Raw genomic sequence first — 13,186 nt, 5'->3', positions numbered from 1 at the left:
GGCCTTCACGGACGGTCCGGTCGGCCGGCGGTGTGCGGTGCCCCCGGCCGGGGAGAGGTACCGGCGCGGTCAGGGCAGAGAGCGCGGTACCTCGATCCACTCTCCTGTGCGGGGAGAGCGGAAGTTCTGTCCCCAGCATTGTGGACTAGACCATTCGCCGTGTCCATCCATACGACGGCCGCAATTTTCCGGCCTTCTCCCCTTGCACGCACAGCCCGGTCGTCCGGTTCGGAACCATTGCTCCTCCGCGGGTACGCTCGCACACGTGCCCTCCATGAACGACCTCGTCCGCCAGCACACAGCCCTCAGCGACACCGACCTGGAGTGGCTGCACCTGCTGGTCTCGGAGTGGCAGCTGCTCTCCGACCTCTCCTTCGCCGACCTCGTGCTCTGGGTCCCCACCCGTGACGGCACCCGCTATGTGTCCGTGGCGCAGATGCGCCCCAACACCGGCCCCACCTCCTACCAGGACGACATGGTCGGGCATCTGGTGCCGCGCGGCCGCCGTCCGCTGCTGGACGCGGCGCTGGACGAGGGCCGGATCGTGCGCGAGGGCGACCCGGAGTGGCGCGAGGAGGTGCCGGTACGGGTCGAGTCGATCCCCGTGCGCAGGGAGGGCCGGGTCCTCGGCGTCATCGCGCGCAACACGAACCTCCTCACCGTCCGGACCCCGTCCAGGCTGGAGCTCACCTACCTCCAGTCGGCCGCCGACCTGGCCCAGATGATCGCTGCCGGGGCCTTCCCCTTCCCCGGCCAGCAGGTCGACATGGACGCCTCGCCGCGCGTCGGCGACGGGCTGATCCGGCTCGACGCCGACGGGGTCGTCCAGTACGCCAGCCCCAACGGCCTCTCCGCGTACCACCGGCTCGGCCTCGCCTCCGATCTGGTCGGCCAGCACCTGGGCGGCATCACCGCCGAACTCGCTCCCTCCCGGGGCCCGGTGGACGAGGCCCTGGTGAAACTGGCCAGCGGCTACGCGCCCCGGGAGTTCGAGGTCGAGTGCGCGGGCGGGGTGATCCAGCTCCGGGCGATCCCGCTCAAGCCCAAGGGTGTCCGCATCGGCTCCCTGGTCCTGCTCCGGGACGTCACCGAACTCCGCCGCCGCGAACGCGAGTTGATCACCAAGGACGCCACCATCCGGGAGATCCACCACCGGGTGAAGAACAACCTCCAGACCGTTGCCGCCCTGTTGCGCCTCCAGGCCCGGCGGATGGACTCCGTACGGGGCCGCGAGGCGCTCAACGAGGCGGTACGGCGCGTCGGTTCGATCGCCATCGTCCATGAGACGCTGTCCCAGAATCTGGACGAGCGGGTGGAGTTCGACGAGATCGCCGACCGTGTCATCGCGATGGTCGCCGAGATCTCGCCGGGCAAGGTCACCTGCCGCCGGACGGGACGCTTCGGCATCCTCGACGCCGAAGTGGCCACACCCCTGGCGATGGTGCTCACGGAGGTCCTGCAGAACGCCCTGGAACACGCCTTCACCCTCGCCGAGTCCGGCACGGTGGAGGTGTCCGCGGTGCGCGGCGGTTCCTCCGCCGGAGCGCGGCTGCTGATCACGGTCCAGGACGACGGGTGCGGGCTGCCCGAGGGGTTCGATCCGCAGCGCGCCGGCAATCTGGGTCTGCAGATCGTCCGGACACTGGTGGAAGGCGAGTTGGGCGGAACCTTCGGCATGGTCCCGGCCCCCGAGCGCGGCACCCAGGTCGTGCTCGACATCCCCGTCCTGCCCCAGAAGTAGCCCGCCGGCCGGTCTGTTCACCGCTGTGGACGGGCGGACCGGCGGCAGCGTGAACACAGCAGTGAGCCCGGACCGTTCGCACGGTCCGGGCTCACTGTTCATGCATGCGCTTCGGGGGTACTGCGCGCTGCGACTCGGGGGGCGGGGTTGTGCGTACGCTCTGTACGCGCCGCCTGGCTGAGGCTCGTAGCGGTGGCGTCGGTCAGGCGCTGGCGTTGCGCGCCCGGTTGCGAGCGGCGCGACGCTTCATGGCGCGACGCTCGTCCTCGCTGAGGCCACCCCAGACGCCGGAGTCCTGGCCGGACTCGAGCGCCCACTGCAGGCACTGCTCCATGACGGGGCAGCGACGGCAGACGGCCTTGGCTTCCTCGATCTGCAGCAGCGCAGGACCGGTGTTGCCGATGGGGAAGAACAGCTCGGGGTCTTCCTCGCGACAAACGGCGTTGTGACGCCAGTCCATGGCTGCTACCTCTCCTTGGTATTACATACTGTGCTTGTGAATGTGAACGCTTTCACGAATCCCCCCGCAGGTGACGGGCCGACGCCCAGATGAACTGGTTGTGGTCCTGTGCAGTAAGGAGGGGTTCTGGCTCTCAGTGGAGGCCGGTGTTGCGGGCCGTCCCGATCGCCATGTAGAGATTCGCAAACCTCAGCGGCGGATACAACCCCTTCTGGAAACTTTTTTTTGATTCCTCGGTGTCGACTAGGTCACAGCCGTACTTCTATGGGGTGGAGCCCAGCCCAAACGTTCGAGTCAAAGGACTTTGGCCCCTTCCACTCACACAATCACACGCAGTGCACGGCGTACGCCTGTGAACGTCACACTCGTGCGCACTCCCAGGTGGTCGCCGTCCATCTGGAAGGGGAGCGGCACCTTTGAATGCAAGGTGAAGTCCGTGAGGTCATGGAGTGAAACCGCGTGCTTGCCGGACGGGCCCCTCTCCGGGCTCGAAGTGAGCAGCTGGGTGCCGTAGCGGGCGACCGCCGGGGTGGAGAGCCGCTTCAGCCCGAGCACGTCCAGGCCGGTGTCGAAAGTGGCCTTCGGGGACGCGTACAGAGGACGATTGCCCAGGTAGGACCAGGGGGCGGTGTTGGAGATTATGGACAGCGCCAGATCGGTGACCGGTTCGTGCCCGGGGGTCTCCAGGGTCATCACGCCTTGCCTGCGGTGCGGCTCGTCGATGAATTGCCGGAGCACCTGGCGTACGTAGAGCGCGTGCGTGGAGCGCTTGCCGCGTTCGCGTTGCTGTTCGACGCGGCCGACCACGCCCGCGTCGAATCCGAGGCCGGCGCAGAAGGTGAACCAGCGTTCCGGGACCGATTCGTCCTCCGTGCCGGGGGTGCCGACCGCCAGCCCGAGGCCGACCGTGCGTTCGGTCCGGTTGGCGAGTGCGTCCAGGATCGCTCCGGTCGCCTCCACCGCGTCGTTGGGCAGGCCCAGAGCGCGCGCGAACACATTGGTGGACCCGCCGGGGACCACCGCGAGGCGCGGGAGGTTGTCCAGGTCGGGGCCGTTGTGGAGGAGGCCGTTGACGACCTCGTTGACCGTGCCGTCGCCGCCCAGGGCGACCACCATGTCGATGTCGTCGTCGTCCGCGGCCCGCCGCCCCAGGTCCCGGGCGTGGCCGCGGTATTCCGTGGTCACGGCCTCCAGCTTCATCTCGCTGGCCAGCGCGTGGATGAGCACGTCACGGGTCCGCGCACTGGTGGTGGTAGCAGCTGGATTGACCACGAGGAGTGCGCGCATGACGGCCAGACTACCTACCGTGCGGTATCACTCTGAAGTCCTGCCCCCAGACCTTCACGCTCGGTGACGGTCCGGGTGCTGCGGGGCGGGCCGGTCCTCCGTCCCCGTACCGATTCCGACCCCGGCTTCGCTTTCGTGACCTCGGGATGCCAACCTGCAAGGGTGAGTACTCAGCAGAACACGCCCGCCTCGTCGCCCTCGCCGAGGCTCGAACCGGTGAAGCCGAGCAGGATCACTCTCGTTGCCGCACTCACCGCCCTGGAAGGGGCGGCGCTGGCCATCGGCGGGATCTACATGCTGGTCATGGGTCTGCTCGGAGACCCCGAGAGCCCGCAGCAGGCGGAGATGGGCGGTCTGACGCTGATCGCGCTCGCCCTGATCCCGCTGTCCGCCGCCCGCGGTCTGCTGCGGCGGCGCAGCTGGAGCCGCGGTCCCGCGCTCATCACGCAGATCATCGCGCTCCCGGTGGCCTGGACGCTGCTGAGGTCGCACGGCGCGCTGATCCCGGCCGGGATCGTCCTCGCCGCGGTGACCCTGACGGCGCTCTACCAGCTGGTCAGGCCGACGACGGTCGAGGCGCTCGGTATCCGCCGGCCGGGCACCAACCCGGAGAACTGAGTGCGCCCCGCCCGATGACCGGGCGGGGCGGACCGGCGCCACCGGGCGGCCGCCTACTCCTCGACGAGCAACCGCTCGCGCAGCTGTGCCAGCGTGCGGGCCAGCAGCCGGGAGACATGCATCTGCGAGATGCCGACCTCCTGCGCGATCTGCGACTGGGTCATGTTGCCGAAGAAGCGCAGCAGCAGAATCCGCTTCTCGCGCGGCGGCAGGTCCTCCAGCAGCGGCTTGAGCGACTCCCGGTACTCGACGCCCTCCAGCGCCTCGTCCTCGGAGCCCAGTGTGTCCGCGACCGCGGGGGACTCGTCGTCCGTGTCCGGCACGTCCAGTGAGAGCGTGCTGTACGCGTTGGCCGACTCCAGGCCCTCCAGGACCTCTTCCTCGGAGATGCCCAGTCGCTCCGCCAGCTCGTGGACCGTGGGTGAGCGGCCGTGCTGCTGGGAGAGCTCCGCGGTGGCCGTGGTCAGCGAGAGCCGCAGCTCCTGGAGCCGGCGCGGCACCCGGACCGCCCAGCCCTTGTCACGGAAGTGGCGCTTGATCTCGCCCACGACCGTCGGGGTCGCGTACGTCGAGAACTCGACGCCGCGGTCCGGGTCGAACCGGTCCACCGACTTGATCAGGCCGATCGTGGCGACCTGGGTCAGATCGTCGAGCGGCTCGCCGCGGTTGCGGAACCGGCGGGCCAGATGCTCCACGAGCGGCAGATGCATCCGCACCAGCTGATTGCGCAGCTCCGCCTTCTCGGGCGAGCCGTCGGGGAGCGCGCGCAGTTCGACGAAGAGCGCCCGCGCCCCGCTGCGGTCGTGTGGATCGTGGTGCCCGTGCTCGCTCATCTGGCCTGCCCGCTCCGCCTGCGACTGCTCCACCGCGACCGTACGGCCTGTCGGCCCGTCCCCGTCCACCGGATGGGGGAGGGCCTGTTGTTCCGGGATGCCTGCTGCGCGCACCACCCCTGGTCGCATCGATTCGTCCCGCACAGGACCGTCCCCGTTCCCGCTGCTCACGCCGGCCCGGGTCCCGCGCCGCGCTGTTTGTAGAGGCTGATGCTGACCGTACGGTCGTCGGCCACCGAGGAGTCGACCTTCCCGGCCAGTGCGGAGAGCACCGTCCAGGCGAAGGTGTCGCGCTCCGGTGCCCGTCCGTCCGTCGTGGGGGCGGCCACCGTGACCTCGAGAGAATCCTCGACGAGCCGGAAGACGCAGCTGAGGACGGAGCCCGGCACGGCCTGCTGAAGCAGGATCGCGCAGGCCTCGTCGACCGCGATGCGAAGATCCTCGATCTCGTCGAGGGTGAAGTCCAAGCGCGCTGCGAGACCGGCCGTGGCCGTACGCAGCACCGACAGGTAGGCACCCGCAGCGGGCAGCCGGACCTCTACGAAGTCCTGATTCCCGGGCTCGCCTGCGATCTGGGACACCCTCACCTCCAAGGTGGCACAAACTCTTTCGAGGATCCGGGAAGGGTGCCCCGGAGCCATGCGGTACGTCTTCGGTTCTGGTCCGCGACGCTATCGCGACCCATGATGCCGTGTCGCCAGAGCCCCAGCCCATGGCTGTCACTCATGGTAAGCCCATGGGTACACACAGTGGGTAGGGGTCTGCGGCGGTCAATTGCGAACAACCGGCGCCGGTTTGACGTACCCAGGCCTCAGACGATCGAACCGTCCTCGAAGCACCAGCGCCAGCTCTCGCCCGGCTCGAAGCTCCGCATCACCGGATGGCCCGTCTCCTTGAAGTGGCCCGTGGCGTGCTGGAGCGGCGACGAATCACAGCAGCCGACATGGCCGCAGACCAGGCAGAGCCGCAGCTGCACGGGGTGGGTGCCCGCCGCGAGGCAGCCGGGACACGTCGCGCTGAGCGGTGCCGGTTCGGGGCGCGGCAGTGCGGACACATGGAGGCAGTCACTCATGATTGTCAGGTTACGACGGATGCGAGGACCGTGGAATGGACGTATTGCCGCTGGTGGGACTGGTCGCGGCCAGTGCGGCGGTCGCGGGGGCGGCCCGCCGTACCCCGGTGCCTGCCCCGCTGCTGCTCGTCACCGTGGGCCTGATCGCCTCCTATCTGCCCGGGGTGCCCACCTACACCCTGGACGCGCACATCGTGCTGCCGCTGCTGCTGCCGCCCTTGCTCTACACGGCGGCCGTCGACAGCTCGTACCTCGATCTGCGGGCCAATCTCCGGCCGGTCGCGCTGCTGTCGGTCGGTTACGTCCTGTTCGCGACGGTCGCGGTCGGCTGGCTGGCGTACCGCCTCGTGCCCGACCTGCCGCTCACCGCCGCGCTGGTGCTCGGCGCGGTCGTCGCCCCGCCGGACGCGGTCACGGCCGCCGCGATCGCGCGCCGGGTCGGGCTGCCCGGCCGGGTCACGACGGTCCTGCAGGGCGAGTCCCTGGTGAACGACGCCACCGCGATCACCGCCTACAAGGTGGCGGTCGCCGCCGCCGTGGGCGAGGGGATGAGCTGGGGCGCTGCGATCGGCGAGTTCTTCCTCGCCGCGGTCGGCGGGGTCGCGGTCGGCCTGGCGCTGATGGTGCCGCTGCACTGGCTGCGCACCCACCTCAAGGAAGCGCTGCTGCAGAACACGCTGTCGCTGCTGATCCCCTTCGTGGCGTACGCGGCGGCCGAACACGTACACGCCTCCGGGGTGCTCGCCGTGGTCGTCGTGGCGCTCTACCTGGGGCACCGGGCCTGGCAGGTGGACTTCGCGACCCGGCTCCAGGAGGCGGCCGTCTGGAAGATGGTCGCGTTCGTCCTGGAGTCCGCGGTCTTCGCGCTGATCGGGCTCCAGCTGCCCTTCGTGCTGAAGGGGCTCGGCGCGTACGCCGTGGGTGACGCGGTCCGGTACGCGGTGGCCGTCTTCCTCGCCGTGGTCGTGGTCCGCTTCATCTGGGTCTATCCGGCGACGTACCTGCCCCGGTGGCTGTCGAAACGGATCAGGGAACGCGAGCCCGACACCGACTGGACGGCGCCGCTGATCGTCAGCTGGGCCGGGATGCGCGGCGTCGTCTCGCTCGCCATCGCCTTCTCCATCCCGTTCGCCGTGTCCGACGGGAGCCCGTTTCCGGCCCGCAACCTGGTGCTGTTCCTGACCTTCACCACCGTCATCGGCACCCTGGTCGTCCAGGGGCTCAGCCTGCCGCTGCTGGTGCGGGTCCTGAAGCTCCCGGGGCGCGACGCGAAGGCCCAGACGCTGGCCGAGGCGCAGGCCCAGAGCGAGGCATCCGCGGCCGCCGAGGCGCGGCTGGACGAGCTGCTCGCCGATCGCCGCAACCAGCTGCCGGGACCCCTCGCCGACCGGCTGCGCACCGTGCTGGAGCGCCGCCGCAACGCCGTGTGGGAGCGGCTGGGCGCGGCCAATCCGCTGACCGGGGAGTCGGCGGACGACACCTACCGACGGCTGGCCAGGGAGATGATCGAGGCCGAGCGGTCGGTCTTCGTGACGCTGCGGGACGAGCGGCGGATCGACGACGAGATGCTGCGGACGCTGCTCAGACGGCTCGACCTGGAGGAGGCGGCGGCCTACCGGGAGGAGTCGGACGCCCCCTGAGGGCTGCCCGTGACGACCGCCGCGACCGTGGTTCCCGGAGGGAACGCGCCCTCCCCGGCCAGTTCGGTGAGCGCGTGGAGCAGCTTGGCGACGTAGAGCCGCTCCACGGGCAGGCCGTGTCGCTGCTCGAAGTCGTCGGCGAAGGCGTGCAGGGCCGGGGTCGTACGGGCGTAGCCGCCGAAGTGGAAGCGCTCGTCCAGGGACCACGACCCGGCCGGGCCGCCGAAGGCCTCCTGCTGCAGTTCGCGCACCGCGTCCCCGAGGAAGCCGCCGCGCAGCACCGGGACGCCGAGGGCGCGCTGCCCGGGGGCGAGGCCGGCGGCGAGACCGGCGAGGGTGCCCCCGGTGCCGCAGGCCACCGCGACCGTGTCGGCCCGGCCGCGCAGCTCGCGCCCCAGCTCTGTGCAGCCCTGTGCGGCCAGGGCGTTGCTGCCGCCCTCCGGGACGACACAGCATTCCCCGAAGGCGCTCAGCAGCCCCGCCAGGACCTCAGGATCGCCCTTCGCGCGGTAGGTCGCGCGGTCCACGAAGTGCAGGGTCATGCCGTCGGCGGCGCACCGGGCCAGTGAGGGGTTCAGCGGCCGGCCGGCCAGTTCGTCGCCGCGTACGACCCCGACGGTGGGAAAGCCGAGCAGCCGCCCGGCGGCGGCGGTGGCCCGCAGGTGGTTGGAGTACGCGCCGCCGAAGGTCAGCACGGTGCGCCCGGCGGCGGCCCGCAGATTGGGGGCGAGCTTGCGCCATTTGTTGCCGGGCAGATCGGGGTGGATCAGATCGTCACGCTTGAGCAGCAGCCGTACGCCGCGGCGCGCGAAGCGCTCGTCCTCGACCGGCTGCAGGGGCGAGGGCAGCACCGGCCGCAGCCGGGCGAGGTCGAGCGCTTCGGAGGCCATGCCGCAATTGTCGCCGGACCGCAGGGGCGCCGGACTCAGTCCTGGGTGAGCCACATGTCGGGGCCGAACACCTCGTAGTGGATGTCGGCCGCCGGGACGCCCTTGGCCAGCAGCTGGGTGCGTACGGCGCGCATGAAGGGGAGGGGGCCGCAGAGATAGGCGTGGGTGCCGGGGGCGACGGCGAGGTCGCTCAGATCGACCTGGCCGGTGCGCTCGGCGGGGTGGCCGGGCTCGGGGTCCTCGTACCAGAAGTGGGCGGTGGCGTCGGGGAGCTTGCCGGTGAGCAGGGCGTGGTCGGTGCGCATCGCGTGGGTGGCGGGGGAGCGGTCGCCGTGCACGACGGTGACCGGGGCGCGGTGCCCGGTCGCCGCGAGGTGGTCCAGCATCGAGAGCATCGGGGTGCAGCCGATGCCGGCGGAGGCGAGCAGGAGCGGCGCGTCGGCGGATCCGAGTACGAGGTCGCCGTACGGTGCGGAGACCCGCAGCAGGTCGCCGGCCTTCACCTCGGTGTGCAGATGGTTCGAGACCTCGCCGTCCGGCGCGCCGCCGCCGTGCACCCGCTTGACGGTGATCGAACGGAGCCGCGAGCCGGGGGCGCAGGAGAGGCTGTACTGGCGTATCTGGCGGGCCCCGTCGGGGAGTTCCACCTGTACGGAGACGTACTGGCCGGGCCGGAAGGCGGGGGCGGGCGCTCCGTCGGCCGGGCGGAGCTGGAAGGTGTCGACATCGGCGGTCTCCTCGATCCGGGCGGCCACCTCCCACTCGCGCCACACGTCGCCGGCGACGACGCCCTGCTGTGCGTACAGCCGCTCCTCGATCGAGATCAGGGCACCGGCCATCAGCCAGTAGACCTCGTCCCACGCGGCGGCGACCTCCGGGGTGACCGCGTCGCCGAGCACTTCGGCGATGGCGGCGAACAGATGGGTGTGCACGATGTCGTACTGGGCGGCGGTGACGCCGAGCGAGGCGTGCTTGTGGGCGATCCGGCCGAGCATCACGTCGGGGCGGGTGTCCGGGTGCTCGATCAGATGGGTCGCGAAGGCGGCGATGGAGCCCGCGAGGGCCTGCCGCTGGGCGCCGGACGCCTGGTTGCCGCGGTTGAAGAGGTCGCGCAGCAGCTCGGGGTGGGCCTCGAAGAGCTTGCGGTAGAAGAGATCGGCGATGTCCCCGATCGCCGCGCCCACGGCGGGGAGGGTGGCACGGACAGTGGCGGTCGACGTCTCGGAGAGCATCAGGACTCCTCATTTGAATTGGTATTTGAGATTCGTATTTTTGGGCAGGACGGAACCGGGCAAGGCGAAGCCGGGTGGTTGCGGAATCGGGCGCCGGGGCCCGTGGTGCGGCGGCTCAGCCGGTGTCCGGGCGGCGACCGCTGATGCCGATCAGCAGTGGTCCGGTGGGGGATGCGACCAGTTCGGTGACGGTGAGCGGATCGAGCGAGGCGTAGAACGCCTCCTCGGCGAGGCGCAGGGCGCTGCGCAGCCGGCAGGCCGAGCGGAGGGGGCAGGGGGTGCTGCCCTCGCAGTCGACGACGTCGCCGGGCCCTTCCAGCTCCCGGACGAGTCCGCCGATCGAGGCGGAGCGGCCCGCCCCGGTGAGACTCAGCCCCCCGCCGCGGCCCCGTCGCGCCTCGATGAGGCCGAGGTGCTGGAGCCTGGCGACGACCTTCGCGGTGTGGGTGTACGGCACCTGCATGGTGGCCGCCACCTCCCGGGTGGTCGGCGGGTCCTCGTTCTCCGCGACGGCGAGGCGCATCAGTACGCGCAGCGCCACGTCGGTGAATCTCGTCAGCCGCATGGCAGCAACCGTAGATAAGTTGCATCGAGGATGCAACTTAAAGCGCTCCGCGGACATCGCTCAGCGTTGTGCCCAGCCCAAAGCCGATTAGTCACACTCTTTTGTGTAATGGCGCGACCACTCTCCGCGCTGAAAGGCTCTTCGTGCAGGTCAGCCGAAGAGGGAGAGGACGTCAGATGTCCGTTGGTGAAGAGGTTCAGAGCGCGTCGTTGCCGCCGCAGCAGAGTCTGGGGACGGCAGCGGCGCGGAACCTCGCGACGACCACCAAGTCCGCCCCGCAGATGCAGGAGATCACCTCGCGGTGGCTGCTGAAGATGCTGCCGTGGGTGCAGGTGCAGGGTGGTACCTACCGGGTGAACCGCAGGCTGAGCTACTCGGTCGGGGACGGCAGGGTGACCTTCGTGCAGACCGGTGACCGGGTCGCGGTCATCCCCGCCGAGCTCGGAGAGCTCCCCGCCCTGCGGGACTTCGGTGACGAGGAGGCGCTGGGCGAGCTCGCCCGGCGGTGCGAACAGCGCGAGATCGCGGCCGGGCAGGTGCTGGCCGCGTCGGGGGACGCGGCGGACAGCGTCTATCTGCTGGCACACGGCAAGGTCGAGAAGATCGGCACCGGTCCGTACGGGGACGAGACGGTGCTCGGGGTCCACGCCGACGGGGCCTACTTCGGGGACCAGGCCCTGGTGGACGGCGACGCCGTCTGGGAGTACACGGCCCGTGCCGTCACCGCCTGCACGGTGCTGACGCTGAGCCGGGCGGACGTGCTGAACCTCGCCGAGCGCGCCGACTCGCTCCGCGACCATCTCGCCGGACTGCTCAGCATCCCGGAGCAGCGCACCAACAAGTACGGCGAGGCGGCGATCGACCTCTCCGCCGGCCATGTCGGCGAGGCCGTCGTCCCGCACACGTACGTCGACTACGACGCATCCCCCCGTGAGTACGAACTGAGCGTCGCCCAGACCGTGCTGAAGGTCCACAGCCGGGTCGCCGACCTCTACAACCAGCCGATGAACCAGACCGAGCAGCAGTTGCGGCTCACAGTCGAGGCGCTGCGCGAGCGCCAGGAGCACGAGCTGATCAACAACCGCGAGTTCGGGCTGCTCAACAACTGCGACTACGGTCAGCGCCTCCAGCCGCACGACGGCGCGCCCGGCCCCGACGACATGGACGAGCTGCTTTCGCGCCGCCGCGGCTCGAAGCTCTTCCTCGCCCACCCGAAGGCCATCGCCGCGTTCGGCCGTGAGTGCAACAAGCGCGGTCTGGTGCCGGAGAGCGTCGACGTCGGCGGACACCACGTGCCGGCCTGGCGAGGGGTGCCGATCTTCCCGTGCAACAAGATCCCGGTCACCGACGCCCGGACCACGTCGATCATCTGCATGAGGACGGGTGAGGCCGAGCAGGGCGTCATCGGACTCCAGCAGTCCGGCATCCCCGACGAGATCGAGCCCAGCCTCTCGGTCCGCTTCATGGGGATCGACGAGCAGGCGATCATCTCCTATCTGGTGACGGCCTACTACTCCGCGGCCATCCTCGTGCCGGACGCCCTGGGCGTGCTGGAAAACGTCGAGGTCAGCCGCTGGCGGTAGCCCCTCGGGGGTCCGGACGGCGATGTCCGGGTCCCCGTCAACCTCCGCCACCGGGCAGCCGTGCCCGGGGCGGCCTCGGGAGGACGGCCCAGTGAAAACCCACCACGTACCCCAACCACCCACACCCCGGGCCCCGGGCGACGACGCCCTGCCCGGCAGTGCCCCGCCCGCCCCCGTGGGGCAGGGCGCCGACGGCCCGCCCGCCCCCGCCGCGACACAGGGCCGGGAGGCCGAGGTCCTCCTGGAACGGACCCGGGCCCTGGTCGACCCCCGACTGCGCGCCGCCGTCGCATCGTTGCCCGGGTCGATCCGCCGCGTCGCGATGTACCACTTCGGCTGGCAGGAGGTCGACGGCAGCCCCTCCTCCGGGCCGGCCGGAAAGGCGGTCAGGCCCGCATTGGTCCTCGCAGCCACCCGTGCGCTGGGCGGCGACCAGGCACAGGCGGTACGGGCCGCCGTCGCCGTGGAGCTGGTTCACAACTTCACCCTGCTGCACGACGACGTCATCGACGAGGACCGGACGCGCCGTCACCGGGCCACCGCCTGGGCCGTCTTCGGTATCCCCGACGCGGTCATCGCGGGCGACGCCATGCTCGCCCTCGCCCAGCGGCTGCTCGCCGATGACCCGTCCCCGGCCGGGATCCGCGCCTCGGCACGGCTGTCGAGCTGTGTCATCGAGCTGTGCGCGGGCCAGCAGGCCGACTGCGCCTTCGAGGACCGGGGCCCCGACGAGGTCACGCTGGACGAGTGCCTGACCATGGCCACGGCCAAGACCGGTGCTCTGCTCGGCTGCGCCTGCGCGCTGGGAGCGCTGTACGCGGGGGCGGGGGAGCGGGCGGTCGGCGCGATGGACGGATTCGGCCGGGAAGCGGGCCTCGCCTTCCAGCTCATCGACGACCTGATCGGCATCTGGGGGGACCCGGCGCGGACCGGGAAGCCGGTCGGGGCGGATCTCGTCGCCCACAAGAAGTCCCTGCCCGTCGTCGCCGCGCTGACCTCCGGCACCCCGGCGGCGGCCGAACTCGCCACGCTGTACCAAGGATCGATGAACACACCCGGCGAGGTGAGCCGCGCCGCCGACGCCGTCGACCGGGCCGGCGGCCGGGACTGGGCGCAGATCGCCGCGGCGGACCGGATGGCCCGCGCGGTCCACCATCTGTCCCGGGCGGTCCCCGATCCGGCCCGCGCGGGCGACCTCCTGACCCTGGCGGAGTTCGTCACCCGCCGGACGCACTGACCGCGGAGCGGAGGGGGAGAACAGGAAC

General features: G+C 70.8%; 13 protein-coding genes. 5 read left to right on the top strand and 8 right to left on the bottom strand.

The genetic code is table 11. The annotated features are described in order from the left end of the window. Positions 1–274 precede the first annotated feature (274 nt). Positions 275–1,741 carry a PAS domain-containing sensor histidine kinase gene (locus tag IE107_RS07505; RefSeq protein ID WP_189542900.1) on the top strand — a complete coding sequence of 489 codons (1,467 nt, stop codon included), beginning with the start codon at positions 275–277 and terminating at the stop codon, positions 1,739–1,741. 202 nt (positions 1,742–1,943) lie between these two features. Here the strand turns inward: IE107_RS07505 and IE107_RS07500 are convergent, their stop codons facing one another. Both IE107_RS07500 and IE107_RS07495 read right to left on the bottom strand, forming a co-directional pair. Next, positions 1,944–2,201, bottom strand: a complete 258-nt coding sequence (locus IE107_RS07500) for a WhiB family transcriptional regulator (protein WP_003953983.1) — start codon at positions 2,199–2,201, stop codon at positions 1,944–1,946. Between the two features lie 318 nt (positions 2,202–2,519). Beyond that, a complete protein-coding gene (locus tag IE107_RS07495) occupies positions 2,520–3,488 on the bottom strand; it encodes a diacylglycerol/lipid kinase family protein (protein ID WP_189542377.1) in 969 nt (322 codons plus the stop codon). A 162-nt stretch (positions 3,489–3,650) separates the two neighbouring features. On the opposite strand from IE107_RS07495, the gene IE107_RS07490 reads away from it, so the two are divergent. Beyond that, entirely contained in the window at positions 3,651–4,106 is a 456-nt protein-coding gene (locus tag IE107_RS07490) for a hypothetical protein (RefSeq protein WP_189542375.1), read from the top strand. Positions 4,107–4,159: 53 nt separating this feature from the next. Here the strand turns inward: IE107_RS07490 and IE107_RS07485 are convergent, their stop codons facing one another. The 3 genes from IE107_RS07485 to IE107_RS07475 form a co-directional block, all read right to left on the bottom strand. Then, positions 4,160–5,083: an RNA polymerase sigma factor SigF gene (locus tag IE107_RS07485; RefSeq protein ID WP_189542373.1), complete on the bottom strand. Its 924-nt coding sequence runs from the start codon at positions 5,081–5,083 to the stop codon at positions 4,160–4,162. Positions 5,084–5,106: 23 nt separating this feature from the next. Continuing rightward, the gene (locus tag IE107_RS07480; RefSeq protein WP_072483809.1) at positions 5,107–5,520 is read right to left on the bottom strand and encodes an ATP-binding protein; all 414 of its coding nucleotides are present in this window, start codon (positions 5,518–5,520) and stop codon (positions 5,107–5,109) included. A 230-nt stretch (positions 5,521–5,750) separates the two neighbouring features. Then, positions 5,751–6,011, bottom strand: coding sequence for a UBP-type zinc finger domain-containing protein (locus IE107_RS07475; protein ID WP_189542371.1), 261 nt, complete (start codon positions 6,009–6,011; stop codon positions 5,751–5,753). A gap of 35 nt (positions 6,012–6,046) precedes the next feature. Between IE107_RS07475 and IE107_RS07470 the strand changes: the two genes are divergently transcribed. After that, the gene (locus tag IE107_RS07470) at positions 6,047–7,651 is read left to right on the top strand and encodes a Na+/H+ antiporter (protein WP_189542369.1); all 1,605 of its coding nucleotides are present in this window, start codon (positions 6,047–6,049) and stop codon (positions 7,649–7,651) included. Here the strand turns inward: IE107_RS07470 and IE107_RS07465 are convergent. The 3 genes from IE107_RS07465 to IE107_RS07455 form a co-directional block, all read right to left on the bottom strand. After that, on the bottom strand, positions 7,624–8,541 hold the full coding sequence (locus IE107_RS07465; RefSeq protein ID WP_189542367.1) for a 1-aminocyclopropane-1-carboxylate deaminase/D-cysteine desulfhydrase: 918 nt from the start codon (positions 8,539–8,541) through the stop codon (positions 7,624–7,626). The genes IE107_RS07470 and IE107_RS07465 overlap by 28 nt on opposite strands. A gap of 35 nt (positions 8,542–8,576) precedes the next feature. Further along, positions 8,577–9,773 (bottom strand): globin domain-containing protein, encoded by a 1,197-nt coding sequence (locus IE107_RS07460; protein ID WP_189542365.1) that lies wholly within the window; start codon positions 9,771–9,773, stop codon positions 8,577–8,579. Positions 9,774–9,888: 115 nt separating this feature from the next. Next, positions 9,889–10,338, bottom strand: a complete 450-nt coding sequence (locus IE107_RS07455) for an RrF2 family transcriptional regulator (protein ID WP_189542363.1) — start codon at positions 10,336–10,338, stop codon at positions 9,889–9,891. A 176-nt stretch (positions 10,339–10,514) separates the two neighbouring features. Between IE107_RS07455 and IE107_RS07450 the strand changes: the two genes are divergently transcribed. Next, entirely contained in the window at positions 10,515–11,921 is a 1,407-nt protein-coding gene (locus tag IE107_RS07450) for a family 2B encapsulin nanocompartment shell protein (protein WP_189542361.1), read from the top strand. Positions 11,922–11,943: 22 nt separating this feature from the next. After that, positions 11,944–13,158 (top strand): family 2 encapsulin nanocompartment cargo protein polyprenyl transferase, encoded by a 1,215-nt coding sequence (locus IE107_RS07445; protein ID WP_373302409.1) that lies wholly within the window; start codon positions 11,944–11,946, stop codon positions 13,156–13,158. The last annotated feature ends 28 nt before the right edge of the window (positions 13,159–13,186 follow it).

Source organism: Streptomyces gelaticus, assembly GCF_014649535.1.
Lineage (GTDB): Bacteria > Actinomycetota > Actinomycetes > Streptomycetales > Streptomycetaceae > Streptomyces > Streptomyces gelaticus.
Note: the sequence above shows the minus strand (reverse complement) of the source record. Positions and strands in the feature narration are given on the sequence as shown.

Excerpts from the sequence above, each read along its gene's own strand:
- IE107_RS07500 (WP_003953983.1), bottom strand. The coding sequence starts at position 2,201 with ATGGACTGGCGTCACAACGCCGTTTGTCGCGAGGAAGACCCCGAGCTG.
- IE107_RS07475 (WP_189542371.1), bottom strand. The coding sequence starts at position 6,011 with ATGAGTGACTGCCTCCATGTGTCCGCACTGCCGCGCCCCGAACCGGCA.
- IE107_RS07460 (WP_189542365.1), bottom strand. The coding sequence starts at position 9,773 with ATGCTCTCCGAGACGTCGACCGCCACTGTCCGTGCCACCCTCCCCGCC.
- IE107_RS07505 (WP_189542900.1), top strand. The coding sequence starts at position 275 with ATGAACGACCTCGTCCGCCAGCACACAGCCCTCAGCGACACCGACCTG.
- IE107_RS07495 (WP_189542377.1), bottom strand. The coding sequence starts at position 3,488 with ATGCGCGCACTCCTCGTGGTCAATCCAGCTGCTACCACCACCAGTGCG.
- IE107_RS07465 (WP_189542367.1), bottom strand. The coding sequence starts at position 8,541 with ATGGCCTCCGAAGCGCTCGACCTCGCCCGGCTGCGGCCGGTGCTGCCC.
- IE107_RS07470 (WP_189542369.1), top strand. The coding sequence starts at position 6,047 with ATGGACGTATTGCCGCTGGTGGGACTGGTCGCGGCCAGTGCGGCGGTC.
- IE107_RS07455 (WP_189542363.1), bottom strand. The coding sequence starts at position 10,338 with ATGCGGCTGACGAGATTCACCGACGTGGCGCTGCGCGTACTGATGCGC.
- IE107_RS07450 (WP_189542361.1), top strand. The coding sequence starts at position 10,515 with ATGTCCGTTGGTGAAGAGGTTCAGAGCGCGTCGTTGCCGCCGCAGCAG.
- IE107_RS07445 (WP_373302409.1), top strand. The coding sequence starts at position 11,944 with ATGTCCGGGTCCCCGTCAACCTCCGCCACCGGGCAGCCGTGCCCGGGG.